The sequence below is a fragment of the Priestia sp. 53B2 genome (assembly GCF_056099005.1).
In genome coordinates this window covers 34,441-60,532 of sequence record NZ_JBLZXA010000007.1, presented here as the reverse complement: position 1 = coordinate 60,532, position 26,092 = coordinate 34,441, and the positions used below count along the sequence as shown (strand labels likewise).

Annotated in this window: 25 protein-coding genes and 1 pseudogene; 9 read left to right on the top strand and 17 right to left on the bottom strand. The window is 32.5% G+C overall.

Going from position 1 to position 26,092, the window contains the following annotated elements:
• Nucleotides 1–28: 28 nt before the first annotated feature.
• Nucleotides 29–850 carry a YncE family protein gene (locus tag ACN6NE_RS03130; RefSeq protein WP_474324494.1) on the bottom strand — a complete coding sequence of 274 codons (822 nt, stop codon included), beginning with the start codon at nucleotides 848–850 and terminating at the stop codon, nucleotides 29–31.
• 312 nt (nucleotides 851–1,162) lie between these two features.
• Between ACN6NE_RS03130 and ACN6NE_RS03125 the strand changes: the two genes are divergently transcribed.
• The 4 genes from ACN6NE_RS03125 to ACN6NE_RS03110 all read left to right on the top strand — a co-directional run bounded on the left by ACN6NE_RS03125 (nucleotide 1,163) and on the right by ACN6NE_RS03110 (nucleotide 3,500).
• On the top strand, nucleotides 1,163–1,378 hold the full coding sequence (locus tag ACN6NE_RS03125; protein WP_456318507.1) for a spore coat protein: 216 nt from the start codon (nucleotides 1,163–1,165) through the stop codon (nucleotides 1,376–1,378).
• A 138-nt stretch (nucleotides 1,379–1,516) separates the two neighbouring features.
• Nucleotides 1,517–2,068 (top strand): spore coat protein, encoded by a 552-nt coding sequence (locus ACN6NE_RS03120; RefSeq protein WP_474324492.1) that lies wholly within the window; start codon nucleotides 1,517–1,519, stop codon nucleotides 2,066–2,068.
• A gap of 25 nt (nucleotides 2,069–2,093) precedes the next feature.
• Nucleotides 2,094–2,522, top strand: a complete 429-nt coding sequence (locus ACN6NE_RS03115) for a spore coat protein (RefSeq protein ID WP_474324490.1) — start codon at nucleotides 2,094–2,096, stop codon at nucleotides 2,520–2,522.
• Between the two features lie 567 nt (nucleotides 2,523–3,089).
• Entirely contained in the window at nucleotides 3,090–3,500 is a 411-nt protein-coding gene (locus tag ACN6NE_RS03110) for a GNAT family N-acetyltransferase (protein ID WP_474324488.1), read from the top strand.
• Nucleotides 3,501–4,165: 665 nt separating this feature from the next.
• On the opposite strand, the gene ACN6NE_RS03105 is transcribed toward ACN6NE_RS03110, so the two are convergent.
• The 3 genes and pseudogenes from ACN6NE_RS03105 to sat form a co-directional block, all read right to left on the bottom strand.
• Nucleotides 4,166–5,032 (bottom strand): sulfite exporter TauE/SafE family protein, encoded by an 867-nt coding sequence (locus ACN6NE_RS03105; RefSeq protein ID WP_474324486.1) that lies wholly within the window; start codon nucleotides 5,030–5,032, stop codon nucleotides 4,166–4,168.
• A gap of 304 nt (nucleotides 5,033–5,336) precedes the next feature.
• Nucleotides 5,337–5,936, bottom strand: a complete 600-nt coding sequence (gene cysC / locus ACN6NE_RS03100) for an adenylyl-sulfate kinase (RefSeq protein ID WP_474324483.1) — start codon at nucleotides 5,934–5,936, stop codon at nucleotides 5,337–5,339.
• Between the two features lie 23 nt (nucleotides 5,937–5,959).
• Nucleotides 5,960–6,120: pseudogene (gene sat, locus ACN6NE_RS03095) on the bottom strand (sulfate adenylyltransferase); the annotation flags it as partial.
• 456 nt (nucleotides 6,121–6,576) lie between these two features.
• Between sat and ACN6NE_RS03090 the strand changes: the two are divergent.
• Nucleotides 6,577–7,857, top strand: a complete 1,281-nt coding sequence (locus ACN6NE_RS03090) for a glycosyltransferase family 2 protein (protein ID WP_474324481.1) — start codon at nucleotides 6,577–6,579, stop codon at nucleotides 7,855–7,857.
• Nucleotides 7,858–7,862: 5 nt separating this feature from the next.
• Here the strand turns inward: ACN6NE_RS03090 and ACN6NE_RS03085 are convergent, their stop codons facing one another.
• The 3 genes from ACN6NE_RS03085 to ACN6NE_RS03075 all read right to left on the bottom strand — a co-directional run bounded on the left by ACN6NE_RS03085 (nucleotide 7,863) and on the right by ACN6NE_RS03075 (nucleotide 10,381).
• On the bottom strand, nucleotides 7,863–8,066 hold the full coding sequence (locus ACN6NE_RS03085; RefSeq protein ID WP_328265522.1) for a hypothetical protein: 204 nt from the start codon (nucleotides 8,064–8,066) through the stop codon (nucleotides 7,863–7,865).
• An 18-nt stretch (nucleotides 8,067–8,084) separates the two neighbouring features.
• A complete protein-coding gene (locus tag ACN6NE_RS03080; protein ID WP_474324479.1) occupies nucleotides 8,085–9,266 on the bottom strand; it encodes a hypothetical protein in 1,182 nt (393 codons plus the stop codon).
• 401 nt (nucleotides 9,267–9,667) lie between these two features.
• Nucleotides 9,668–10,381, bottom strand: a complete 714-nt coding sequence (locus tag ACN6NE_RS03075; RefSeq protein WP_474324477.1) for a glycosyltransferase family 2 protein — start codon at nucleotides 10,379–10,381, stop codon at nucleotides 9,668–9,670.
• 252 nt (nucleotides 10,382–10,633) lie between these two features.
• Between ACN6NE_RS03075 and ACN6NE_RS03070 the strand changes: the two genes are divergently transcribed.
• On the top strand, nucleotides 10,634–12,418 hold the full coding sequence (locus ACN6NE_RS03070; protein WP_474324475.1) for a glycosyltransferase: 1,785 nt from the start codon (nucleotides 10,634–10,636) through the stop codon (nucleotides 12,416–12,418).
• Nucleotides 12,419–12,565: 147 nt separating this feature from the next.
• Here ACN6NE_RS03070 and ACN6NE_RS03065 read toward each other — a convergent pair whose 3' ends face one another.
• The 3 genes from ACN6NE_RS03065 to ACN6NE_RS03055 form a co-directional block, all read right to left on the bottom strand.
• The gene (locus tag ACN6NE_RS03065) at nucleotides 12,566–13,291 is read right to left on the bottom strand and encodes a sulfotransferase family 2 domain-containing protein (RefSeq protein ID WP_474324473.1); all 726 of its coding nucleotides are present in this window, start codon (nucleotides 13,289–13,291) and stop codon (nucleotides 12,566–12,568) included.
• 61 nt (nucleotides 13,292–13,352) lie between these two features.
• Nucleotides 13,353–14,063, bottom strand: coding sequence for a glycosyltransferase (locus ACN6NE_RS03060; protein WP_474324472.1), 711 nt, complete (start codon nucleotides 14,061–14,063; stop codon nucleotides 13,353–13,355).
• A 251-nt stretch (nucleotides 14,064–14,314) separates the two neighbouring features.
• A complete protein-coding gene (locus ACN6NE_RS03055) occupies nucleotides 14,315–15,220 on the bottom strand; it encodes an NAD-dependent epimerase/dehydratase family protein (protein WP_474324470.1) in 906 nt (301 codons plus the stop codon).
• Between the two features lie 392 nt (nucleotides 15,221–15,612).
• Between ACN6NE_RS03055 and ACN6NE_RS03050 the strand changes: the two genes are divergently transcribed.
• The 3 genes from ACN6NE_RS03050 (at nucleotide 15,613) to ACN6NE_RS03040 (ending at nucleotide 19,387) form a co-directional block, all read left to right on the top strand.
• The gene (locus ACN6NE_RS03050) at nucleotides 15,613–16,842 is read left to right on the top strand and encodes a glycosyltransferase family 4 protein (RefSeq protein WP_474324468.1); all 1,230 of its coding nucleotides are present in this window, start codon (nucleotides 15,613–15,615) and stop codon (nucleotides 16,840–16,842) included.
• Between the two features lie 153 nt (nucleotides 16,843–16,995).
• Nucleotides 16,996–17,922 carry an NAD-dependent epimerase/dehydratase family protein gene (locus ACN6NE_RS03045; protein WP_474324466.1) on the top strand — a complete coding sequence of 309 codons (927 nt, stop codon included), beginning with the start codon at nucleotides 16,996–16,998 and terminating at the stop codon, nucleotides 17,920–17,922.
• 841 nt (nucleotides 17,923–18,763) lie between these two features.
• Complete coding sequence (locus ACN6NE_RS03040; RefSeq protein ID WP_474324464.1) at nucleotides 18,764–19,387, top strand: DUF1796 family putative cysteine peptidase; 624 nt, start codon at nucleotides 18,764–18,766, stop codon at nucleotides 19,385–19,387.
• 470 nt (nucleotides 19,388–19,857) lie between these two features.
• Here the strand turns inward: ACN6NE_RS03040 and ACN6NE_RS03035 are convergent, their stop codons facing one another.
• From ACN6NE_RS03035 to ACN6NE_RS03005, 7 genes are all read right to left on the bottom strand, one after another.
• On the bottom strand, nucleotides 19,858–20,301 hold the full coding sequence (locus tag ACN6NE_RS03035; protein WP_474324462.1) for a hypothetical protein: 444 nt from the start codon (nucleotides 20,299–20,301) through the stop codon (nucleotides 19,858–19,860).
• A gap of 666 nt (nucleotides 20,302–20,967) precedes the next feature.
• Nucleotides 20,968–21,618 carry a DUF1796 family putative cysteine peptidase gene (locus ACN6NE_RS03030; protein WP_474324461.1) on the bottom strand — a complete coding sequence of 217 codons (651 nt, stop codon included), beginning with the start codon at nucleotides 21,616–21,618 and terminating at the stop codon, nucleotides 20,968–20,970.
• A 610-nt stretch (nucleotides 21,619–22,228) separates the two neighbouring features.
• Complete coding sequence (locus tag ACN6NE_RS03025) at nucleotides 22,229–23,047, bottom strand: dTDP-4-dehydrorhamnose reductase family protein (RefSeq protein ID WP_474324459.1); 819 nt, start codon at nucleotides 23,045–23,047, stop codon at nucleotides 22,229–22,231.
• The gene (locus ACN6NE_RS03020) at nucleotides 23,048–24,034 is read right to left on the bottom strand and encodes a polysaccharide biosynthesis protein (RefSeq protein ID WP_474324457.1); all 987 of its coding nucleotides are present in this window, start codon (nucleotides 24,032–24,034) and stop codon (nucleotides 23,048–23,050) included.
• Nucleotides 24,027–25,118, bottom strand: a complete 1,092-nt coding sequence (gene wecB / locus ACN6NE_RS03015; protein WP_474324456.1) for a non-hydrolyzing UDP-N-acetylglucosamine 2-epimerase — start codon at nucleotides 25,116–25,118, stop codon at nucleotides 24,027–24,029. Before wecB ends, ACN6NE_RS03020 begins: the two co-directional genes overlap by 8 nt.
• Nucleotides 25,119–25,295: 177 nt before the next feature.
• Nucleotides 25,296–25,592: a carboxypeptidase-like regulatory domain-containing protein gene (locus ACN6NE_RS03010; protein ID WP_474324529.1), complete on the bottom strand. Its 297-nt coding sequence runs from the start codon at nucleotides 25,590–25,592 to the stop codon at nucleotides 25,296–25,298.
• Between the two features lie 12 nt (nucleotides 25,593–25,604).
• Entirely contained in the window at nucleotides 25,605–26,081 is a 477-nt protein-coding gene (locus ACN6NE_RS03005) for a hypothetical protein (RefSeq protein WP_474324455.1), read from the bottom strand.
• Between the last annotated feature and the right edge of the window lie 11 nt (nucleotides 26,082–26,092).

Below are 26,092 nucleotides of genomic sequence, written 5' to 3'. Positions count from 1 at the left end.
ACATAAGTATTCGCGTTATGTTCTTATATTAGGTATCAGTTATTGTATAAGTTGACTGATCACCGACTGGGAGGGTAGCAATAACGATATTAGTTGCCCCGTCAATGACAGAGACTACACTATTTTCTTCATTCGTTACGTGAATTTGATTATTAGCTGTATTAACATCAATCATAGACGGTTGTTCTATGACAGGTACTATCCCGATCACAGCGTTTGTTCCTGCATCAATCACTGAAACAGTATCACTATTTTTATTTGCTACATAAATACGGTTGTTAGATAAATTAGCTCCTAGGTCATTAGGTTGGTCACCGACTGGAACTACAGCCATTACTGTATTTGTCAATCCATCAATAACAGAGACTGTGTTCTTAAACTTATTTGCTACATAAATACGGTTAATATAGGGGTGGACATCTAGATTAATTGGATGGGTTTCTACAGGTATTGTGGCAACAACAATATTTGTTGAACCATCGATGACTGAAACAGTATCATTACCTGCATTTGTTATATAGACTCTATCCGTATAGGGGTTAATTCCTACACCTGATGGCTGATTTCCAACTGGGATAATGCCAATAACTGCATTTGTTCCGGCATCAATGACGGAAACGGTATTATCACCCTTATTAGTCACGTAAATTCGATTAGTAGACGGGTTACCATTTACGTTTACTGGCTGCCGACCTACATTTATAGTCGCAATTAACTCATCTGTTAATCCATCGATAACAGAAACCGTATTGTTATCCTCATTTATGGTATAAATTTGATTATTAGATGATTTTCCTTTTGGAGATAAAAAATCACCTGCAACATGCACAACCTTTGCTTTTTTTCCCATTTAACTCAACTCTTTTCATAAATACTGTTAAGAAAATTGTTGAAAACATAAGGTACTTACCTTATGTACAAATATATGATGTTAAATTTATTTTATTATCTTAAATTGTCAAAAGAAGAACATGGATATATTTAAAATTGGTATTAAATATAAATTATGTTCTATCTAAATAGAGTCTATGTTACTAAAAAATAAAGTGTATTTAAATCAAGTTATCAAATAGAAAATGATAATAAGTTAGGAACTGTTTCCTTTTAGGTAATTGCTGCATATGTTGTTATGAAATAAAACCTTAAAAAAGGAGCGATTAATATGAGTGATTCACAGAAAAGACCGGAGATTGTTCCAAATAAGTTAATGGATTTATTGGTAAATGATGTTTTTTCTAAACATGGCATAGATAAAGAGCAAATCAAAGGAAAACTATCTGAAGAAAAGAAACAAATGCTTAAAGAAATGGTTGAAGATTTATCCAAACGAGTGGATGAGTTTGTAAAACAAACAAATGCAGATAACAGCAAAAAATAAATTGTAACGCCTATAAACGCCATCAAATAGGCGTTTTTGTTGTTTTTTAAAATGGTTACACTCATTAGTCAATTGGCCCAATCCTATTGATTGGTATGTTCATATATTAATACATACCATGAAAAAGGAGTGTTAGTTATGTCATCTAAAAAGTATTATTCTTACGATGTAAAGAAAAAGTGCAAAAGCAGACATAAAAAGGATGATTCGAAAAAGCATCATAAAGATAATTCTAAAGTAGATCACTATGAAAGTGAATCTACAGAGTATGATTACTATAATAGTCGCGAGAGCTTCGAAAGCAGTGAGAGTTTTGATGCAGAAGTAGTTCAAGATGCGAATCAACTTTCTTTCATTGACCAAGAATCAGATGAATTAATTTGGATTAAAGATTCTTGTGACATTACTGTTCATACAACGGATACTCAAGTAGCTGTAGCTATTCAAGTAGCTATTCAAGTGGCTATTGCCGTAGTACTTCGCATTACTATTGGGGATAGTGCCGAAGAAAACGGTGTGTTCCAAGACTTATTACAACTGTCTGACATAGAGCAAGCAAACAGACAAAAAATCTATATTGAGAATTCTAAAGATGTTGAAATTACAACTACTGATACAGATGTTGCCCTTAACATTCAATTATTGTTACAAGTATTAGTTGCTATTATCGTACTTGTAGATATTTTTTAATTAAAAACTAAAAGAGGTGAAAAAAATGACTGAAAAAAGATGGAGAGCACTAGATCATTGTGAAAATAAACGATTCAGTGGAGCTGATATTTTCCAGGAAGCAGAGCAAATTGCTAAGACGGAACAACTATCTTTTGAGAAAATTATTGTCAAGGATTCAGAGGATGTTAAGGTAAAAACAACGGATACCCAAATTGCAGCTACTATCCAGGCAGCTTTACAGGTAGCTATTGCCGTAGTAGTTCGTATTACTATCGGGGATTCGGAACAAGCGAATGGTGTGCTTGAAGAGTTAAAACAAGTTTCTAGTATTAAACAGAAAAATTCTCAAAAAACAATTATTGAAAACTCTACAAATGTAAGGGTTACAACCACTGATACGGATGTAGCTGTAAATCTTCAATTATTACTTCAAGTCCTAGTAGCTATCTTAGTTTCGTTAGATATCCTTTAATGGAAAAACTTATAAAATAGTCGGATCATCTATTCAATTAACTCCTCTCTGGAATCTATTCGATTATTTAAATAGTATTTGCAAGAAGTGGCTATAGCATTTTAACTTGTGACTACATTTAGCTAAATTTATTCACTACCTTCTTACGAAGTAAAAGAGATGGGGTCAAATACTTCTCGACGTGAGAGGGGCTTTTTTATTTAATCTAAGTAATCACATATATCAAGGTCTTCATTACGCACCTCAAACCATTATAAGGTTGAAAGTGTTGAATAAAAACCATTAATTTAATTTTCACACCGTTTAGAGCAACCAAACGGTGTTTTTTTATTTATATCAACAAAAATAAATCTGGAATCATTGGACAGGCACACAAACGCTTTATTTGTTAAAGAATAAAATATTATAGGACACGAACAAAGGTAAATTTAATTAGAAAACTGCCACAAACGTTATAAACATAAGGTGTCTTCTAGAAATATATATCCATATAAAATACCTAAAAATTTATCTCCCCCTTATGATATACAATGATTTAAAAAATTAGAGAGGATAGAGGTAATAGGGATGTATTTACGAAAAAGGATTCCTTATAAGGATGATTCATATTTAATTAGCCTAACAATGGATAATTTTAAAGTCAAAAGCAAAGTAGTTCAAAACATATTGAAGAAATCACATGAAGTGCTTGTTATATGTAATAACGATGATAAAGTAATCGGTTATCTTTGTTATAAACTCATAGTAAAAGATGTTATTTTTATAAATTATGTAGTTCTTGATCGTCAATATCAAGGACAAGGAGTAGGGCGATCTTTTCTGCCTACTGTAATATCGTACGCCCGAAAAAAAGGTATAAGAGGAGTAACTGGTTTTGTAAATAATAACAATTCTGAAGCTTTTAGGATTTTTAGACATTGGGGTTTTCGACCTTTAGTGAACATTGCTGGCGGGACATTAATAGGCATAATCATTTAAATAATTATATTCTGTAAGAAATCAATGAAAGAAGCGAAGTATTTACTAAAAGTTATTATTTTTCCTTTAATAATTGCTTTTTGAATGAATATTTCTTTTAAAGAACTAGAAAAGGATAGAAACATTCTTTCTATCCATACAATCACCATACTACTAATTCTGTTTAGTATTTAAGAATGGAATTAGTAGTATTTATAATGTTACATAAACGCATTAGGCGCAGGCCCGAATGTTTCCTTTATTACTTCAATTATTAGTGGCCATCTTAGTTTCATTAGAGATTCTATAATCGAGATATAGAATAGTCGAATCACGAATTCAATTAACTCCTCGGTGAATTCAGTTCGATTATATAAATGATATTTCTAAGAAAAGCTTGTAGGATTTTAACTTATGAATGCATTTAGCTAAATTTATTCGCTGCCTTCTTATGGAGAACAAGAGATGGGGTAAAATACTTCTTGGCGTAAGAGGGGGCTTTTTTATTTGAGCTTAAAAAGAAGGATTTAAGTAATGTTACAGTTCTTATTTGGATAAAAAATAAAAAGTCCTTATTATTATTTCTTATACATAGCGAGAAAAATTTATAAATGCCAAATTAAAAAGCACAAGGAGAACCCTCATGCTTTTAGTTCATCATAAATTGCATTTAGTAAAGTTCATGCTCAGTTAACACTCTTCTTATGATTTCGTAGTGCAAAAATAATAGAAACTACCCAACCAATTAATATAACTAAGTAGATAATAGCAAGCCAGAGGTTGCTAATGGACAAGAAAGTAAGTAATGTGTGGCTATTAGTTAATATAATAAAACCTCCTACAAGGACTCCTAATAAATAAGAGGGTAATTTTCGTACTAACCATGCTGCGATAGGTGCTGCAAGGATTCCCCCTAACATCAGAGCTATGACCCACAACCAATTAACGCCTTCCCAACCCAATGAAAGCAGGAAGCCTAAAGTAGCAGAGACTGCAATAGCAAATTCACTTGTATCGACCGTACCAACGACCTTTCTGGCCGAAGCCCCTTTTTTAGATAATAAAATTGGAGTTGTAAGTGGACCCCATCCCCCTCCGCCAGTTGCATCTGCAAACCCAGCAATTAATCCCAAGGGAATCGATTGTTTTCTAGATAAATTAAGAGATTTTTTCTCACTACTTGGATGGAACTTAAATAGGAATCGAAAAAGTACATATAGACCAAGAAGTAATAAAAATAAAGAAATGTAAGGCTTTACCACATCTCCTGGTAACGCACTTAAAAAACAAGCCCCTGTAAATGCTCCAATAGAACCCGGAATTATTAATTTTAATACAGCTTGACGATCAACATTTCCAAACTTTATATGTGAAGCACCTGATGCAGCTGTTGTTACTACTTCCGCGAGATGTATAGATGCCGATACTATTGCGGGAGCCATTCCGAACATCAACAAAAGTGATGATGAGGTGACGCCATAAGCCATTCCTAAAGCGCCGTCAATTAGTTGCGCTAAAAACCCAATAAATGCAAAAATAATCAGTTTTCTCATTGTTATCATTCCTTAAATATGTGTTCTTTTAAGCTGATGGTAATACAGAAAAATATTAAGCTCCTTATGCTGATTTATATAGTTAAAAGAGGGAGTTATTAGATACAAATAATAAACATCTATCAAAGCGAATTATCAACACGATTATATTATTTTAATAGCGATAGTTGATATTTAGTGGATAACCTGAATTTTGATAAATTTAGGGAGAGGGGGAATGGAACTATCTAGAAATAATAAAATAATTACGTATTAGAGCCAGACCTTTCAGCTAGTCTTTTTTTATGCCATATTCTATTCCTCTTTAAATCAATTGTTCTTTTTCCAAATAGGTCATTACTTGAACTACACACTCTTCAACTGAATACCGGTTTGTTTCAATGACTAATTCTGGCTTAATAGGTTCTTCATATGGAGAGTCAATACCTGTAAATTCTTTTATTTCTCCCTTTCTTGCCTTTTGGTAAAGTCTCTTCGGATCCCGTTTTTCGCATTCAGCTAAAGGGCATTTTACATACACTTCAATAAACTCTTTCTGTTCTACTAGTTGACGTACTTGATGTCTATCTTCCTGGAATGGAGAAATAAATGCAGTGAGCACGACCTGGCCACTATCAACAAACAATTTGGCAACTTCACCAATGCGTCGAATGTTTTCCTTTCTATCTTCTTCAGAGAAGCCAAGGTTTTTATTAAGACCAAACCGAATGTTGTCACCATCTAATACATAGTTTCTAATCTTACGTTTGAACAATGCTTTAGCCACTGCATTGGCAAGTGTAGACTTCCCTGAACCAGATAAGCCGGTAAACCAAAGAATAAAGCTTTGATGACCATTTTGATCTTTTCTCTGTTTTTTTGTAATCATGGAAGTATGCCAAGTAATATTTTTTTTATTTGTCATTCTTCTCCCTCCTTTTTAAAAGCTTATTGTTTAGTTTTTAAGCTTTTGATTAATACCTCTATAATCTCTTTTCTACTAAATCTACTTGGCGGAAGCCATCTCTTCACATTTCGTATTAAAAGATATGTTTAAAGAAAAGAGGTTTAATTTCCAATTCTTCACTTGGAAAGTTACTAAAGATTTTTTAAGCTTCGTATTTCATCTAATAATAGGAATTGAATTTTCCTCTTTCTGTTTTATGAAAGATTTTAATCTCTCCTGTGGTATCTATTAGGTGATCCAAATAATTTCTTGAGGCCTAGATGTTTAAAATCACTTGCTTTATATATTTGTTCTGCCTCTTTCCTATCGGGAGATGTACACAATTGTTTTAATTTCAATACGTCATACATTATTCTGTATTTCATAAGTTTCCATGACTTGTTAACAGTCAGTCTATTTGTTTTTCCTTATTTTAGTGATTGTCCTTGTAATATTTTATGCACTTTCATTTGTTTGGTATAGTTGAATATAACAAACATGGAAAAAGTAATGATATGGATAATATTAAAGCTGATTGTCATATCATCCCAGACTTCGGAATACATTTAAAAGTACTGAATATATCAAAAACCTTTCCATTATGGAGGAGGGACAGACTTTGAAAGACATTCATGTACTCTTTATTAATTACAATATCCGTAACGATTTAAGAAAAGCACTATCCTCGCTCAACTATATTTTACCTCGTGTGAATAAAGTTACTGTTTTAGACAGTCACTACCCCTATTTATCCAGTGCTGATTCATCACTACCTTTTGATATAGAGTATATCGATGCTCGACACGATTTAGGTACTACGCTAAACACTTATATTCAAGACATAGAAAGTGAATATGTATTATTCCTTTTTACATATGAATTACTCACACCTGCCGTAGATAGCACCACACTTACTCTTAAGGATGATAAACCAATCATGACAGTCTACCGAGAGGGTAAAGAGCTATACGAATTTCCTTTTATGGTTAAGACTTCTTTCTTAAGAAATTCGTCATTTTTATTGGAACGAGAAGTGCCATTTAGAGAGGTAATATTCCATTCGTGGCTTCTGAAAAATGGGAATTCTAATGTAATTATCTTAAAAGAAGACGTGATTGAGGAGATAAGAAAAATAAGTAATATAACAACTAAGGAAAGGTTAAGTTTTGCTTATAAATTAAAAAAGAGTTCTCCGCTCCCTATTTCATCTGCCCCCACACTGTCTGTTATGATTTCTAATTTCAATATGGAGAAATTTCTTTCAGTAGCAATTCGATCATGTACGATGCAGTCCGTTCCTTTTGATCAAATAATAGTTGTTGACGACGGATCTACGGACAATTCGCTAAAGTTTTTAGAGAGGTATAAGACTTATCCCAATATCGAATGCTTTTCTAAGGTAAATGAAGGAAAAGCAAAAGCATTAAATTACATATTGCCGTTCATTACGTCTGATTTTGTATTAGAACTTGATTCAGACGACTGGCTTGATCCAGATGCGGTTTTTCTTATAAAGAATAAATTAGGAACTCTTCCCCAAAACACCGCAGTATTATATGGGAATTGGAGGTACTGGAATCAAAATTCATCAGATGAAGTTGAATTTTTAAAGGTTAGGCATGGGAAACCAGTGAATAGCCATGAAGAATTGCTTTCTTATCCATTTCCCCTCGGGCCAAGAATTTACCAGACGTCTGTTTTAAAAGAGGAGAAAGGGTTTCCCATTATAGACTTTGAACAAGGACGTTTGTATGAAGATATAGCCATACTAGTGCAACTTTTTAAGAACTATGGATTTTTCTATGATGATTTTACAATTTATAATGTGAGAAAGCATAATGACAGTATCACAAAAAAAAATCATTCCAAATGGAATGATTTTCGGAAATTTTTAAAATAAGCTAGTTAAGCTGGGAAGAAAGCTGATTGGATCGAGTCAACGGGAATGTTTTGATTCTCATATATACCATAGCCAGCTGATTCTACAATAGTAATATAGTCAGCTTGAACCATTGCAAGAACTCCCGTTGCTCCGTAATTAAATGTGTTAACTGTAACAAGGTGGCCTTGTCGCTTTGCTAACTCTTCTATCAAGGTAGATGCAAACATGAATCTTTCTCCTCCTTATCACTCAGTAGTAAATGTTTGAATCTGATCGAGTGGTATCAAATAAGTTCCAGTTGGGGCTACAACGGCAATATAGTCAGCTTGAACAGAAACTAATGTGCCTCCATATATACCAGTTGGGGTTGTAATTACGACTTGATCTGCTAATAAATCTAGTAGGCGTTGTCTAACTGTTGCTATTGGAGTAACTGGAGTACTAGTTCTTCCAAGGAAGCTTTCAAGAGCCACTCGTAGGCTTGTTATTGATTGCCCAGGTCCAATATTTAAGCCTAGACCAAGACATAAGACAAGATCTATAAGAAGCTCTGTTAGAGCTGCTTCTTGAGCGGTAGTTAGAGGAGGTGTTAAACCGCCAATAAAACTTATTATTGCAGCCCGTAAGGTTGGGTCAACACATGCTACATTTGGTGCTAAATTAAGTTGAGCTACTAATGCTGCAAGGGCTGCTGCTACTTGTGCATCAGTTCCTGATTCTAGTGCTAAAAGTACATCGAAAACATCATTCAATATTTGAATTGTTTGTCCTGGGTTACAGTCACATTCAAATTGGCCATCACCACCGCCAGGACCGCAAACGCGAACTCTCAATCCTAAACAACGGCGTAATCTGTTAAGTTGTCTTCCAAGTTCATCTAGTGTTCCTGGGGGAATGGCTGCTACTGTAGCGGCAGCTTGAATAATATCAATTAGTTCAAGTAAATCCTCAGCTATTTCTTCATCTACACAATCCTCGTTCTCTAATAGAAGTTCTTCTAATTCCGTGACAGCAATTTTTAACGCAGGCAAGTTAATAGTTGCTGCATTTAGTAGCTGACATATTGCATTAATGGCTTCACGAAAGTCTCGTGTAACATCAGGACAACATTTGCAGCGTTTTTTCTTTTTGCATCCGCAATTATCATGATCATGTTTTTTCTTTTTGCATCCGCAATCATCATGATCATGTTTTTTCTTGTGATCCCACTCATCATCATGATGGCGTTTTTTCTTGGAATCCCAGTCATCATGATGAGATTTTTTGCTCTTTTGCGTTAAACCTTCTAAAGACCCTAGGTCTAAACCAGAGAGTAATGCTTCTAATGGATTCGAAGACCCTTGTGTAGAGATGTTAGTATCGAGAAGCTGCTTCAGAAGATCTACACGTTTTTGCTTTCTTTCTGATGAAAATCCATTTGATCCCATACAATCTTCCTTTCAATTAATGTTTTACTTGCATTAATAACGTATTCTTGCAAAAATACGTATGACCGTGTCTTTACCTATTTAAATATAATTCTGCTATCATTTATGCATTCTGGTCTACATTGTATAGTATGCTTATCCGACTCTTGATGCGCTCAGCACTTTAATCATTTTGATGGGAAATATCACCTTTAATTTAGTCGAATATATAGGTGAAAATCATAAAAATTTGGGATAGGTTAATAGAAAGAAGTCCTGAACTTAAAGCTTACCTAAAATTGTTTTTCATAAGAAGAATAATTTTAAGTAAGCTTTAAATATAAAAAAGAAGAGTAAAGATGATAAAAAGTATTAAAAAATAAAGGACCTTTTAATAAAACATCTATAAATAGTACAATCTATTATTTTCTTAATTCCTCTGACAACAAGCTTTCCATAGTATTTTTGTGATGGTTAATAACGAAATCAATTTCTTTCTTTATAGCGACCGCATGTTTTTTTGACCCCATCTGTTTATGAATTCTATACAGTAACAAGGGTTGGGATAAATAAAATACGTCAAATTTATGGATAATTCGTATCCATAAATCGTAATCATGTGTATAGGGCAATGTTTCATCAAAAACACCTACATGGTTAAATACAGATTTATCTATCATAACGGAGCATCCGTTAATAAAATTTTTTGTGCTTATTCTTTTAATAATTTCAAGTCGGCTTGGAGGTTGTATACCTAAAGGAGGACTAATAATACGGCTCTTTTTATCGATGGCGCAATAATTTGTATGACTAAATAGTGCGTTTTGCTCTTTCATAAAGGCGAATTGAATTTCTGTTTTTTCAGGATAATAAATATCATCTGAACTAAGCCAGCAAAAATAATCCCCAGTGGCATGTTTAATCCCCATATTTAGAGCGCTTGCCGTTCCACCATTCTCCTTTTGGATATATTTAATTTTATCTAAGTATGGAATGATTTTTTCAACATACTGTGTAGATCCATCATTCACTACAATGATTTCAATATCTTCATAAGTTTGATTTATTAAGCTATCTAAAGCTTGATTGATATATGGACAATTATAAAATGGAACAATTATTGAAATTTTTGACATAGCTATTTCCCCTCTCTAAATCTAATTTAACTACCGTTTATTTTTGTCTTATTAAAGCTATTTTTTAATTTATTACATTCCTTATCTTTTAGAATTTCTATAGTTCTTTTTCATAAAATAAAGGTTCTTAACATAAATATGTTTGAAGCATCTCTCATATCCAAGTCAATTAATTTTAATTAACAATTATTATATTTTAGAAAAATAATATAAATAAAGGTTTTTTTAAAATCTTTAGGGGGAATATCGATTATGATACATGACAAATTCCTTATATTTAATGGCAAAGAGAGTGTGACAACGCAAGAACAATTATTTACTGATATCCAAAATACATTCACAATAGAATTTTGGGCAAAACCAGAGGCTCCTCATGTAATTGACATGCAATCTAAAAGAGGAATCTTCCCAACGCCCAGCAAACGTTTTGCTCTAACACCTGTTTTTGGAGCAATGGGAGATGGAAATCCTTCTCGAGCAGGTATTGGTATATCTATAGGTATAAATGGCATTTCAATATATGAGCATACAACCAATCACCTAGTTCCTACTTTGGTGTATCCCTGCGATTTAAATGATTGGACGCATATTGCGGTTGTTTATGTAAACAAAAGACCCACATTGTATATAAATGGTAAGTTTGCCGGAAAAGGAATAAAGAGTATTAAAAGAACAGTTGTTTGTTCAGGTAGTTTTGGAGGGATGGAACCATACGGTTTTTACGTTGGGAGTTTGAAAGAAATTCGAATTTGGAACACAATCAGAACACAGAATGAAATTGAGATGAACATGAATCATGAACTAACTGGTAATGAAACAGAACTTTTTGGATATTGGAAATTAAATGAGGGTTCAGGAGAAATAGCTTATGATTCGACGAAAAATAAAAATAATATAATTATTAACGGAGTAAGATGGCATACTCCTGCAATTAAGAAATCCTCTGAGAAAAGTATAAATATTTTATTTGTATTTTACGTCCCAAGCGGAGGAGTAGAAACTTTAAATCGGCAAAGATGTAAAGCCCTTAAAAAATATAATATTAATGCTCATTGTTTATATTATGAAAATAAAAGGGAGTTATTAAATGATCATGGCACCCCCACGTTCATAACAAATAATGATAATGAAATAAAGAAGATATTAGAAGAAGGCAATTACAGTGCTATTGTTATTATTTCAGATTTCCAAGCATTATCTAGATTCAGTTCTTTAGGATATCAAGGGAAGATGATTATTGAGATTCAAGGATATGGTCCAAAAGATGTAGCTAAAACCGTACTTAAATCTGCTATTCCACTTGTGACCACTCATGCCGCTGGACTTTTAAACCCAAAAACCCCGCACATTATGGAATTATTTGACGAACTTTACCCATCTTTCCCTAAATTTAGTTTTAATAACTGTTTTGATACGACTCAGTTCTCTTATAAACCCTTACCTGTAAGTGAAAATCCTATCATTGCGTGGATTGGACGAATTGAAGATAATAAAAATTGGAAAGAGTTTCTTCAAATAGGAAGTCAACTAATCAAACAGCATAATTCAAAAATACAGTTACATATGTTTGAAGATCCAACATTATGTGAACCTATAGAAAGACAGAAATTTGAAGATTTAATCAAAGAATTGAACTTGGAAAATCACCTTACTTTGCACGCAAATGTTCCTAATTCTCAAATGGTTGATCATTTTTCTATAATTGGTGAGTCGGGGGGGTTTTTATGTTCTACTTCAAAAGTAGAAGGCGCACCATTGTCTTTACTTGAAGCCCTGAGCTGTAAATGCCCTGTATTAACGACAGATTCAGATGGAGTAAGAAGTTCAATCATTCATAATCAAACAGGAAAGTATTACACGTTAGGAAATATTGATGAAGCAATAAAAGAGGCAATGGAGTTAATGACAAATTATGATTTAAGAGAATCTATACGTTTAAATGGTCTTAAACATGTAGAATTACATTTCAGTCCAGACTTGTATTGTCATAATTTCATTCAAATGCTTTTAGCTTTAGGAATAAACTATAATAAATAATAAAGTTCAACTAAAAACAGCAGAGATTCCTTTCACTAGTAATGATTTTTAATTGAACTATGATAAAACACGTAAGCCGGAAAAAATAGCATTTTTTCGGCTTTAGCAATTACAATAGAATATTAAACTTAATCGTTTAGATATATTTTATGACAATAAGTTCTGTTCTTTTTTAAAATGTTCCAGTTGTTTTTGTTCATCAGGGGTAAGTGTTTGAAGTTGTTTAGCCATGAGTTGTTTAGAAAAATCATATAGTTCTAGGTCTAATTCATTGTACTTTTTAATGAGATTTATCACAGTAGAGGGCAATTCTTCTTTTTTAAGACGTTTCTTAGTAATATTTTGTTTTTTGTAATGAATATCATTCCATCCATATGCCTTTTTTAACAAAAAAAGTGATTCGTTAAAGAATTCAGTAAGGCCCACTACGGTAAAATTTTTTAAATTTTCTTTTGCTTTTTCAAGATCAGGTTTAACTGGAATGCCACTTATCATAACTGTCTGGAAATTATAAGCCTCAGCTTCTTTTAGTACGTATTCTTCTAAAGTCATTTTTTTTACCCTTTCATAACCTGGATAATCTTGCAAAAAATAATATAAAGAGATCACACGGTCTACTGGATCACGTAACATAGTAAAATAGTTAAATTCTTTGGCGAAAAATTGATCTATTCCATAAAGGTAATGCCCTGCTACTGCTTTGAGTTTTCCTTTTTCTTCTTTAGTTAATTTTTCATGTTCTATCATTTTACCCTTAAATGAATCATGATCATAAATCTCATCAAAATTGTACTGCTTTTTCAAGATTTTGTTTAAAGTTGTTCCCCCAGTTTTTGGGATATGAATAAAAATAGTTAGGTTATTTTTAGACACTAAAATTTCCTCCAATTTTACTAAATTATTAACAATTTAAGTTCAGAGTTCCTGCGTATTCTTATACATCTTTAATATGCTCAATAAGAAGCGGACGATAATGATTTTCGATTATATACATTTCTTTTTTCATTTCTGGTTGGTATTTCCTTGTTCCAGCTTCTTCATGGGTTCTAAATTTAGTAAGCACCTCATCTAAATAATGAAATTTATAGCCGCTTACTAATAAGCGAAACCACATTTCATAGTCATGTGTATATCGATAATAAGGATTAAAGTACCCCATTTTTTCAAATATGTTTTTCTTTACAATAACTGTACAACCGTTAATTACGTTATAATTTAAAAAAGCCTTATACACTTCATTTAAATTGGAAAATCTTTGACCACAAAAAGGTATCAAAACTTCATTTCTCTCATTAATATAGTCATAGTTTGTAAAGCTTGCTTCCGCATGATTATTAAGCATAAATGAAACCTGTTTAGCAACCTTCTCTGATAGAAAATAATCATCTGAACTTAACCATGCTATATATTCTCCTGTAGCAGCATGAATACCAGTATTTAAGGCAGTGGCAGTACCTCCATTTTCCTTTCTTATATAGTGAATTTTCTCTTGAAAAGGTATTACTTTTTCCGTGAAAATGGTCGAACCATCGTCTACCACAATAACTTCTATATTTTTATAGGTTTGATTTAATGCACTCTGAATAGCTTGATCTACGTAAGTACAATTATAAAATGGAATAATTATTGAAACTTTTGGGCCCATCTTGTATCCCCCTAAAAATTACTTTCTACTTTATTCATTAAAAGATGAATCAATCTTTTTTTATAATTTCGCTATAGCGATTATGGACAAAAAATTTTAAATATACTTAGTTTTATAGACAATTTTATTACACAGAATTTTTGCACCTCACGCTAATTAGGTTATGCAAAAAGTATGTTAAATGATATAGGAAATCCCTTTTCATAATGAACTTAATTTAACACTGGTTTAATACAAGTATAATTATTCGACTATTCATATTCTTTTTTACGATAAAAATTAAGAACATCTTTGAGTGAGGATTCAAGAGAAATAGCTGGCTTCCAACCTAAGTTAATCAACTTTGATGGTTCAATTTCGATTGGCGTTTCTATCTCGTCATTTAATAATGAATGGACGTTGAATTCAATAGGTGCTATGTCTTTCAAAACCTTCACTATTTCCTTTAATGAACGGCTCTTACCTGAATTTACATCATATATTTCTCCAGGTTTTCCTTTCATTAAAAGAATATCATAAGCACTTACAGCATCTCGTACGTCTAAAAAATCCCGCTGATCATTGAGGTTATTCACTTTTAGAATATTATCTGTTTTATTTTTCTCCATGCTTACTATTTTTTGTGCAAAAACAGAACAGACGCCTCTAGACAACCCTGGACCTATTAAGTTAGATGGTTTAGCTATTACGATATTCATGTTATATAAAACTGCAAAGGATTGTGCAATAAGGGATTGAATTGTTTTACTTAACCCGTAGGGATGGTTAAATGTAGAGATAGATGTCGGATCAAATTCAAGAGCCGAACTAGTAACAACAATTTTACAATACGGAGTTTCTTGACGGAGAGCGTCAATCAAATATGCAGTAGAGAATGAATTTACCTCTAAGGAATGGACGGGATCGATCCAAGACTGTCCTACATGATTTTGTCCCGCTAAATGAAGAACATATTGAGGTTTTGTTTTTTTGACTAAGATTTTTACACCTTCTTTATCAGAAAGGTCACAACTTATCCATTTAACTCCCTTATATGGATAAGGATTTTTATTTGAAATAGCTATAACATCAAAACCAGAATCAGAAAAATGCTTACAAGCATGATAACCAGTAAATCCACTTGCTCCAGTAATTAATACCTTATTTTGGTGATCCATTACCTTGGCCTCCAATCATACCTTTTATTTTTTATACTCATTGGGATAAATATTTGTATAATAGAGTTTTTTATTGAGTGAATGGTTTTAAATAGAATATTATCATTCTCTAATAATTATTAAATTTTCTTGAAAACAAACTAGAGGTTAATAAAGAAAAGTTTCAATCATTAGGATATATTTTCTTCATTGTGTACTTAGTGAACTTGAAATAAGGTTTTTGCCTCCTGTTATAGCGTTATAAATTAGTACATTCCTAACTAGCATTCCTTTTAAGGTCTAGAGAAAAATAGGTTGCATAAAATATATATGGCTATGAATTATACATCGTTATTTATATAAATTTCATACAAATCAGATTTAGCAAATTTCCATTCAAGGAGATGAAATTTATGAAAATATTACTGGCTACATTTTGGAGTGTTCCTCATGTAGGTGGTGTATGGAATTATATGCAACAATTAAAGCCAAAGCTTGAAGCTTTAGGGCATGAAGTAGATCTATTAGGGCATGGAGCAAATAATCAATCTGTTCAACTTATAAGTCAAAATCGTGGGATAGAAAAAGCACAAATTCAATCCCTCATTCGTTCAAAATTAAAAAAAGAAAGCCATCGATTTTCTGATAAAGATTGGGTCATTAATTATTATGAAACACAAATGGCTGGGTATGAGTTAGGAGTGGATTACTTAGGAATAGAAGAATACGATTTGATTCATGCACAAGACGTCCTTTCAACGATCTGCATTAACCAATTGAGAGCTAAAAAAACTTCTTTAGTTACGACTATTCATGGCTCTGTAGCTCAGGAATTAAAACATTCTGTAACAAATATTTTAAAAACTCCTACTGCTCATTTAGCCTGTGAATATTTTGACGAATTGGAATATAAGGGGGCAACTTCTGCTGAAGTCACGATCGTAGCAAATAACTGGTTAAAGAATATTTTAATCAATGAATTCCATGTTGAGGATGAACAAATCGAAGTATTTCACTATGGCTATGATATAGAAAATTTCTTGAGCCGAATAAATGAACAATCCCCTATTAAGCCCCCAACAAAACAAAAACTCCTTATTTACACAGGTAGGCTTACAGAAATTAAAGGCATTCAATATTTGATTTCTGCTCTTAGTGAATTGAAAGAAATTAGAAAAGATTGGATTTGTTGGATTGTTGGCGATGGAGAAATGCAAGCAGAGTTACAAGTGCAAACCAAAACTTTAGGATTAGAGAAATGGATTTTGTTTCTCGGAAACAGAAATGATGTTCCTTACTTATTATCCATCTCTGATATTTGTATTATGCCAAGTATTATTGATAACCAACCTTTAGCAGTAATTGAAGCTCAGCTTGCAGCCAAGCCTGTCATTGTCAGTGACGCAGGTGGATTGCCTGAGATGGTTGAACATGGAATAACAGGAGTAATATCACCTGCAGCAGATCCAAAAATGTTATGTATAAATATCGATTATCTACTTACGCATGAGCCATACAGAAATAACCTTGGTTCAAATGCCCAAAAATGGGCTTTGAGTCATTGGTCTCCAGATAAAGCTATCCAAAAAGTAATAAACACGTATGAAAAAGCTGTATTAAAAAGAAAACATATCTCTAATTAACAATAATGAGTTACCTTTAAGTCCAATATAATTTTTAATAAATAAGATTTGCAATTTAACCTCCCTTCTTTTCGTAAATTATTAGGCAAACGCCTCATACCAATACTATTTATACAACATACAATATTAGAAATTTTAAAGGGAGAATGATTTATGAAAGCTGTTGTTACTGGAGGAGCTGGCTTTATTGGATCTCATCTAGTTGAAGAACTTATCAAAAAAGGAATCGAAGTACATGTTTTAGATAATATGACAGCAGGGAATTTATATAATGTACACCCGCTTGCTGTGATGCATACTGAGGATATATGTAGTACAGAAGCCAAACATATTATTTTGAAAGAGAAACCTGATGTTGTATTCCATTTGGCTGCTCAGGCAGATGTAGCACGTTCTATTCATAATCCGAAATATGATGCTAATGTGAATATTAACGGGACAATAAATGTACTTGAGGCTTGTCACGAAGCTTCCGTAAAAAAAATAATTTTTTCTTCTACGTCAGGAGTCTACGGGAATTTACAGAAAGAGTTGATCTCTGAAGAGGACTTTGCAATACCAGCTTCTTACTATGGTTTATCGAAACTTACAGCTGAGTCGTATATCCGGTTGTTTTATCAACTGTATGGGCTTTCCTATACCATTCTCCGTTACGGGAATGTATACGGACCGAGACAAACAGCAAAAGGAGAAGGCGGAGTTATAGCTGTTTTTTTAGATAGAGTAAACAAAGGGATACCTTTAAGTATTCACGGTGACGGTGAACAAACAAGAGATTTTGTGTATGTAAAAGATGTTGTTCAAGCAAATATAAATGCAATAGAACAAGGTCATCAGGAAACTATTCAAATTAGTACTGCACGGAAAACATCGATAAATCACTTGTTGAAAACTCTAACTCAAATTCATGGAGCTAAAATCGACACTGTCAGTAAACCTGCAAGAACAGGTGATATAAAACACAGTTGCCTTGATAACAGGAAAGCACATCAATTGTTAAAATGGCACCCGTCAATTGATATTTTTTCTGGATTATCAGAAACTTATAAGTTTTCACATAAGAACCAATCCTTAGGATGATTAATATTTTTATGTGAAAATTTTCACCTAAAATCTAATATTCTCTTCAGAACTAAGTGAAAATGCTGTTAATAATATTACTCTAAAAGAGGATTGCGTAAGAAATCTTTAAATTAAGTTTCTTTAATTGAAAGTATGACCAATCTAAGGTCATACTTTTTGCTATTTGATGCAGCTAGCGTATAATTTAAACTTTTATAGCTTATTAGAATTACAAAAAAAGAGCCTATCCAACGAGTATGTAGAGAGTACCCAAATACTAGATAAATAACTTTATTGTTATGTGAAACACACCAAGGAATCATGAAAAAATACAATAATACACTAAAAAGATGAGTTTAATTTAAGTTATTTAAAACAATTTTGCATATTATAAAGCATTTAGAGGTTATTCATATGTCAAAGAGGGATAGGGATCTTCAGGGAGTAATTATACTGAGAATCTGAAGTCATTTATAAATTAGTTATTTTGAAATAGTCCCATAATAATTCCAATGCAGATAAAGGGAAGGACCCCTATTTTTAGTTAGCAAGCTTTTAGCCTAGTTTCTTATCAAATGATTAAGTTTAAGAAATCACTATCCATTTTTCTACTTCCTATTTGAGGAGAAATCTTGGCATATAAATGTACATTTTAAATCAACTAGTTTTTTGCCCTGCCATTTTCCGATTGTAATACATTTAATATTAAGAGGAGAGTTTTTATTTTACCTTTCCAATTTGAGTATTATAAGTTGACATAGAAGGATATAAACTAAATACTCCCTTATCAGTTAGTTTATTTATATTATTTTCGAGTATCAACCCAAGTTATAACTACTTATTTTAAGGAGGTAGTAGTATGGGTTTGGAAAATATAAAGGGTAATTATGATGCTATCTTCAGTTTAGGAGACCTTTGTTTAACCGCTATTCAGCTTAGAGAAAATAACTTAAGACCTTTTTCAGGGGTATTAGATTGGGTTTCATCTCCATCTTTGGAAAATGTAAACTGTCTCTTGCGGAATCGCTTCTCTAATTTTTTGAATCTAAATAATTTGAAGCCTATTAAATATGTTTCCCAGTGGGACCTCTTCGTATTGGACGAGCTCAATAATATAGGCTTTAACCATGACTTTAAAACAGATAAAAATACACTTACCCATTTAGGAGGCTACCCGGAGGTTAAAGAGAAATATGATAGAAGAATTCAACGATTCTTAGAGAAAATGTCCACTAGCGAAAGAATATTGTTTGTAAGAACAGAAGCCACTTTAAACGAAGTTCAAGAACTTGAATCCATTTTATCTGGAATGGTTAAAAATGATTTTCGAATCCTTGTAGTTAATCATTCCAATGTCAATAGCATGATCGAAAAGAATTGGCATTTAGAAAATGTCTGCGTTGTTGAACTTCCAAATCATGATATATGGAATTCTAATAATAATCATTGGAAGAAAATTTTTGAAGGAGTTTCTCTTGTATAGATAAAGGAAAATTTTTCCTTTTAAACCTTTTGTGTCTTTCTTTTTCCGAAGGTTTTTATCAGAAATGAACTAATCATCAAGAAAAAATCCAAACACATCTACTCAAGCTAATTGGTTAGGTGTGTTTGGATTTTTTACAGGCTATAGTAATTTATATTTGTTTACTGATAGATAATAATGTACAGAAAAGTAAGGGACCAGAAGTTTATACATATTCAGTAATGTTCTAAATATAACTGATGTAAAGCAAAGAGATATAATTTGTTAGATATGATATGTTTAATATAAAATCAAAAAAACAAATTGGTGTACTTAATAAGAATCAAAAAGTTGCGCGGTTTTAGAAAAAATGTTGGCTTTTGAGAATAATTATAGATGGGAATAGGGATGAAACCACCGTATATAATTATAATTAATGGGCGCTTTTCCCTTTTTATTTATGTTTGATTATTTTGCTATTTCAGATTCTATCAGTCAGAGTATACAGCTGCATTAAAACTTTCAGGACCCGTACGTGTTGGTGCAAGTACTATACCACTAGGTACACTAATGAACGCTTGATAAACTAAAAGGGTTCCGGGATTAGGTGGTCTGTAGTCAGAACCAGTTACAGTTATTATTCTTCTAGTAGCGACCCCTAAGGCACCTGCGGCTTGTGCTGTTTCTGTGGCTGAATATATAAGAACACGGTTTGCTCCTACACCTCTGTAAATTGAAACGGTAATAGGAACTGCAACACTGGCTAAAGAGCTAATGGCAACTGTTGCAGTAAATTGAGTACGAATATTCGGTCCTGCGCCTTCTACAAAAAGCCCTAGACTTCCAAAGAGTTGTGGTGTAGAGGTAAGAGGAATTGATATTGCATCACTATAACTGATGTTCTGCGAAATATGGGCGTCTAATAATTTAACCATAAATTTAACACCTCTTTTCTAAGCATTTACTCTATCATATGAATCTAATATATTTACGCTTGGACAATTTATCTATTCTTAGAAAATAGGTTACAATTACATGAAAAAATAATAATATCAATACTTTTTTAAAAGTATTGATACTGATGGATTTGTTTCGATCCAACACCTACATAGACGCAGAATAAACATTCATAGCCAGTTATCGAACGACGATTTATAAAAATTTGGTGAAATCTATAGAGTCTATCATTCTTTTACTAAATACATGTGAATCAATATAAATGTCCAAAATTTGTTACGAAATCTACTGCTGTAACTTGTAATGATTTTTAAGTTATAAAGCTTGTTTCAAAGCTTGAGGAGGGAGAAGTATCGTTTAGAGGCGAAATGATAAATTTAATTTATACAACATTTGTATCAAATCATAAAGAGCTGGGTTATACTCTATATAAAATATCTCATTTAATAAAATAATGCTTTAACAGAAACAATTCTTGGAATTAATGATTTTAATTATGTTAAAACTGTTAAATTAAAGGTTGCTTTATTACTTGATTACTATTCAACAAAACATGTAAACTTAAAAATTAATTAACATCTTTGATGGTTTTAAACTAGTATATACTAGAGCCGTAATTTCTTAAGGGTTAATTAGGGGATTTTTCAATTGTTAATTGTAATTCCCTGTAAAACATAATCCCATGTAAAATCATCAAAAGGTATATTAGGAACCTTTAGTGAACAGACTCTGTCTATTTCCCAATTCATTTCAATAATTTCTTTTAAACCTTCTACTGGATAAAGAATAAGAATATTAAATTGACCTTTTACAATCTGTGATAATACAGATTCCAACTCAACTGCCTCATCGTAACTGGCTGCCCATCTAATAAACAGAACAGATTGGCTAAATGTTATTTTTTCAAGAAATCTTTCTATTCGATAATTCAATTTTTCTTTAAAAGAAGGATATGTTACAGTCCAATCTTGATTTGGTATTATTGGGAAATCGTGAACTGACAAGATATCGTAATAAGTATCCTTTACTAAATGCGATTTTACTCCTTCAATAAAAATTCCATCGTCAAGAGCATCAAAAGCCCCCTCTATTAAACACATATTTTCAAGCTCCATAAATCCTTCAAATTTATTCCTTAATAATCGATTTACATTTGAAAGTGATAGGGATACACTCCAATCAAGGGGACCTGAAAATGTTCTTAAGTTATGCTTTCTTAATTGTATTGCTGGATTGCAAGCACTGCCTAAACTAACTATTACATCATAAGCGCCTTTAATATCCTGTAATTTCAATCTAATCTCTCCTTTACATTTACTGATTTCACTATACAATATGTTGAATTTATTAAATTCGCTTGGACAACTTTTTAAGGTGTTTTTTAGAATCGCTATTTTAGATTTACTAGGTATACTTGTCATAACAAATCTGGAATATATATGTAGCGATACTAATAAACTCATAAAACGGTATCAGGAGAGTAACCTAAAGCAAAGCTGCTAATGGCAAGTAACATAAGTAGAATTAATACCACTCTAAATTTAACTAGGTGTATTTTATATTAACTTTTTTACGAACTACATGGAATTTTGACCTACCACTAGCATAATTTGCTTGAATATTATTATTCATTTATGAAATCTTTTTTTAATAACAATTTTTAAATCCGTGATTTCTTAAAAAATCAATTAGATTTTATATTATAAAACTCTTTTATCTGAAGAATCTGGGTTGAATTTAGCTCCTAGAATAAGTCTTTTCTGCTTTTTCATCTAGAAGAAAGTCCATTCATTATGAAGAGTACTTGGTAAAGAAGGATAGATTTTTTCATTATTAACTGTTCTGATCGACTAGTATCAGATGTTTGTTATCAATCTATTAACTATTTAGCTTTAACAAATAATTTCATGTCCATTTACGTAGTTCGATTAACATTTCTTTGTAATCTGGAATAGGGTATTGGAAATCAGTTCTAGTATTTCTAATAGTTCGATCTAATATGACTTCTGAATCCGAAATAATTTCTACGTCTGTTTTCTCGAAAATTTCTTGAATTAACTTTAATAGCACATATTTTGATACTTTCTTGTCTGAGCCTAAATGGTATAATCCAGTAATCTCATGTTGAATCAGTGAATCAATAGCTTTTGCTAATTCAAGTGTGGTTACACCATTCCATAATACTTGTTGATATCCTTTTATTTCTCCTTTTTGCTTCATAAACCATAAAAACAATCCAATTCCATCTTCCTTCAACTCTGGTCCTATTATTGAAGTACGAATGGTCAAATGTTTATCACTAATAATTTCTCCCAATCGCTTAGTTTCCGCATATACAGAGGTGCCGTCGGGGATATCATCTTCGGTGTAATCACCCTTCACTCCTGAAAAAACACAATCGGTACTGATTTGAATTAATTTTCCTTGATAACGTTCGACTAATCTACTCAATTGGTGAGGCAATAAACTATTTACTTGAAAGGCTAGTAAACGATTGTCGTTGGCGTGTTCATTTAATATTCCAACACAATTGATGACAATGTCTGGTTTTATAGATTCGATGATTTTTTCTACTTTATCACAATCCGTTACATCAAGATAAAGACTATTTTTGTCCTTTGGTTCCCTTGATGTATAGAAGACTTCATACTCTGGCTTTTGCATGAAATATGCTGTTATCATATGTCCCGCCATTCCTTTTCCACCAAGGATTAATAATTTCATTTAAATAAATCCTCCATCCATTAACATTTTTTTTATTTCGTCTTTACTTATTAACTCCTTGCTAGAATTGTAGTCAATTAAGTCTACAGGTTTGTATTCCGAATAATGTTCCTTTAGTCCCTCAATATGGATTGGTGGCAGAATAACAAAATATTCATCATCATAAGCAATTGTCATAGTACTTTCATATTCTGAAAGAAGCAATTCGTGGATTTTTTCTCCGGGACGAATGCCTAGTATTTCAATATTAATGTTTTCTTTATTAGAAGCTTCTATTAGTACATCAGCAAGGTCAATGATTTTGCATGTAGGCATTTTCATAACAAAAATTTCTCCACCTATGCTTTCAAAAGTGGCCTTAAATACGAGTTTAATAGCATCTTCAAGTGTTAAGAAAAATCGAGTCATGTTCATATCTGTAATACCAATTTTACCTTTTTCCTGAATCTGCTTTTTAAACACATGAATGACACTTCCATTTGTTCCTAAAACATTTCCTCCACGTATACATACGAACCTTGTTTTTGTATTTAATGTATTGGCATGAATGATCAATCTTTCTCCCATAGCTTTTGACAATCCGTAAAAATTGGCAGGGTTGGACGCTTTGTCTGTAGAAATATAGATGACTCTATGCACATTACAAATTATAGCGGCATCTATAACATTCTGTGTTCCGTTGACATTTGTTTTTAATGCTTCAAGTGGTTGATCTTCACATACAGGAACATGTTTTAAAGCTGCCAGATGATAAACATAATCAACGTCTTGGCATGCTTCAATTAATGAATCCCTCTCTTTGATATCTCCAATAACGAAATTTAATTTTGGGTTATTATCAAATTCTTGTTTCATTGTAAATTGATTTGACTCATTACGCGAAAAAATACGAATTTCCTTTGGATTGTATGTTAATAATTGCCTTACTAATTCATAGCCCCATGAACCTGTGCCGCCTGTCACTAAAATAATTTGATTACTAAACAACTTTATATCCCCCTAACAGTACTTTAATTACTTTGTCGGAAACATCTTTGTCGTCATATCCCTCTGGATAGGACCATTTTTTTTGATGGTTAACCATTACGTGCACACAATTAACTATTTGATCTGAGTCTATTCCGGATAACATATTACTTCCGCACTCAATTGTCTCTGGTCTTTCAGTTGTTTTGCGGATTGTAACAGTGGGAACATGGAATAAACAACATTCTTCCTGAACGGTGCCACTATCGGTTAAAACACAGAGAGCATTTTTTTCAAGCTTAACAAAATCGAAAAAACCAAACGGTTCGTGAAACTCCACTAAAGGGTGAATTTTTAGTTCACCGATGCCTTTAATACGTGATTTAGTACGAGGATGGATACTACAAATTACTCTCTTTCCATATGTTTCAGCTACCAAGTTGATTCCTTGTATAATTTCTAGTAGTCGATCTTCATGATCTACATTTTCAGCCCGATGTGCCGTAACTAAAAAATAACCCTCTTTTTCAACTAGTAGTTTATTAAGGACGTCACTTTGTTCAATTTCAGATTTATAATGTTCTAAAACTTCGTAAATGGGGTTACCTGATACAATAATGCGATTTGAGGGAATTCCTTCTTTAAGGAGATTTTCTTTACTTTGGGGAGTATAGGGTAGATTAATGCTTGAAATAGCATCAATGACTCGGCGGTTTTTCTCCTCTGGTACTTCTAAGTCAAAACAACGATTTCCAGCTTCCATATGGATGACTGGAATACCCATTCGTTCTGCTAAAATTGCACTTAAACCACTGTTTGTATCTCCTAGTACTAGAATTTTGTCCGGCTTTTCTTTTAAAAAGATTTTTTCTAGCTCTTGGTACATTTTTGATAACTGTTTCCCTAGTGTATATTGTTGATCAAATAAAATATAATCAGGCTTCCGCACTTTTAATTCTTGAAAAAATACTTCACTTAAGGTAGAAGTGAAATTTTGTCCTGTATGAACTAAAATGTGCTGCTGAGCGTAATTGTCCAATTTTTCTATGATAAGACTTAAACGTATAATTTCAGGCCTTGTGCCCAAAATTGTCATAACTTTCATAGTCTACATCTCCCGCCTAGATTCAATTTTTGATTTTTTTACAGTCACTCCTCTTTTATTAAATTATGCTTTTATCTCAATATTGCTATAGGCTACTCTATCAAAATCCCTTTGTGAAAAAGCCCTTTGACAAATAATTTTCGTAAATTCATCTGACTAATTTCTTATTTAGGCTAATCATCTAATCATGTAAAGGACTAAAGTTATAACTGTCGTAATAACAGTGTTAAATTGATCAATTAATCTAATTGTTGCTCCATTCACTAGTGTTCCATCTTGAGATAATACGGTGCCTGTTACATTTCCGGGTTGAGGCTGTAAAATGACGTTCAAAACTTGAGTTTGTCCAGCAGTAATCGTTGTTGTACGGGTTGCTGTAATAAAGCTTGAAGCTACAAAATTTAGATTATAGGTACCTGCAGCAAGTTGGGGAAAGCTATAATTTCCTTCCGTGTTAGTTGTAGTTGTAGAAATTAATACATTGCTTTAGCTGCGAAGTTCTACAGTAACTCCACTAAGAGATAAACCAGTCTGCCCAGAGGTTACCTTTCCCGTAATTGATGCAGCTGCAGCTACTGTTACGTCATTAGCAGTTGTAATCGAAGTTAGTTGAAAGCCGGTAAAGTTGTCAGTGCCAGAAACAGTAACTGTGTTTAGCCTTCTTGTACCTGCTGTAGAAAATGTTCCTACCACTGTATAAGTTAGCGTAAGACTCTGTCCCATGATGAGGTTGCCAATATTCCATGTCAATGTCTTATTAGCCGAATTAAGAGTAGCAGAACCACTTGAAACTGTAATATTACTTACACTTGATAGCTGATCAATACCAAAGACATCGCTTGCAACTACGCTTCTTGCTATATCTCGACCTGTATTTGTTATTGTTATCCTTTGTGTCCATGTTGTTAAAGAGCCTGTTAAGAGAGAGGTTGGACCGGAGGTAATAGTTTTAGTTGCAGTCAAAGCTGCTCGAA

Coding starts and splice junctions, on each gene's coding strand:
- ACN6NE_RS03130 (WP_474324494.1), bottom strand. CDS start 850: ATGGGAAAAAAAGCAAAGGTTGTGCATGTTGCAGGTGATTTTTTATCT.
- ACN6NE_RS03125 (WP_456318507.1), top strand. CDS start 1,163: ATGAGTGATTCACAGAAAAGACCGGAGATTGTTCCAAATAAGTTAATG.
- ACN6NE_RS03120 (WP_474324492.1), top strand. CDS start 1,517: ATGTCATCTAAAAAGTATTATTCTTACGATGTAAAGAAAAAGTGCAAA.
- ACN6NE_RS03115 (WP_474324490.1), top strand. CDS start 2,094: ATGACTGAAAAAAGATGGAGAGCACTAGATCATTGTGAAAATAAACGA.
- ACN6NE_RS03110 (WP_474324488.1), top strand. CDS start 3,090: ATGTATTTACGAAAAAGGATTCCTTATAAGGATGATTCATATTTAATT.
- ACN6NE_RS03105 (WP_474324486.1), bottom strand. CDS start 5,032: ATGAGAAAACTGATTATTTTTGCATTTATTGGGTTTTTAGCGCAACTA.
- cysC (WP_474324483.1), bottom strand. CDS start 5,936: ATGACAAATAAAAAAAATATTACTTGGCATACTTCCATGATTACAAAA.
- ACN6NE_RS03085 (WP_328265522.1), bottom strand. CDS start 8,066: ATGTTTGCATCTACCTTGATAGAAGAGTTAGCAAAGCGACAAGGCCAC.
- ACN6NE_RS03080 (WP_474324479.1), bottom strand. CDS start 9,266: ATGGGATCAAATGGATTTTCATCAGAAAGAAAGCAAAAACGTGTAGAT.
- ACN6NE_RS03075 (WP_474324477.1), bottom strand. CDS start 10,381: ATGTCAAAAATTTCAATAATTGTTCCATTTTATAATTGTCCATATATC.
- ACN6NE_RS03070 (WP_474324475.1), top strand. CDS start 10,634: ATGATACATGACAAATTCCTTATATTTAATGGCAAAGAGAGTGTGACA.
- ACN6NE_RS03060 (WP_474324472.1), bottom strand. CDS start 14,063: ATGGGCCCAAAAGTTTCAATAATTATTCCATTTTATAATTGTACTTAC.
- ACN6NE_RS03055 (WP_474324470.1), bottom strand. CDS start 15,220: ATGGATCACCAAAATAAGGTATTAATTACTGGAGCAAGTGGATTTACT.
- ACN6NE_RS03050 (WP_474324468.1), top strand. CDS start 15,613: ATGAAAATATTACTGGCTACATTTTGGAGTGTTCCTCATGTAGGTGGT.
- ACN6NE_RS03045 (WP_474324466.1), top strand. CDS start 16,996: ATGAAAGCTGTTGTTACTGGAGGAGCTGGCTTTATTGGATCTCATCTA.
- ACN6NE_RS03040 (WP_474324464.1), top strand. CDS start 18,764: ATGGGTTTGGAAAATATAAAGGGTAATTATGATGCTATCTTCAGTTTA.
- ACN6NE_RS03035 (WP_474324462.1), bottom strand. CDS start 20,301: ATGGTTAAATTATTAGACGCCCATATTTCGCAGAACATCAGTTATAGT.
- ACN6NE_RS03025 (WP_474324459.1), bottom strand. CDS start 23,047: ATGAAATTATTAATCCTTGGTGGAAAAGGAATGGCGGGACATATGATA.
- wecB (WP_474324456.1), bottom strand. CDS start 25,118: ATGAAAGTTATGACAATTTTGGGCACAAGGCCTGAAATTATACGTTTA.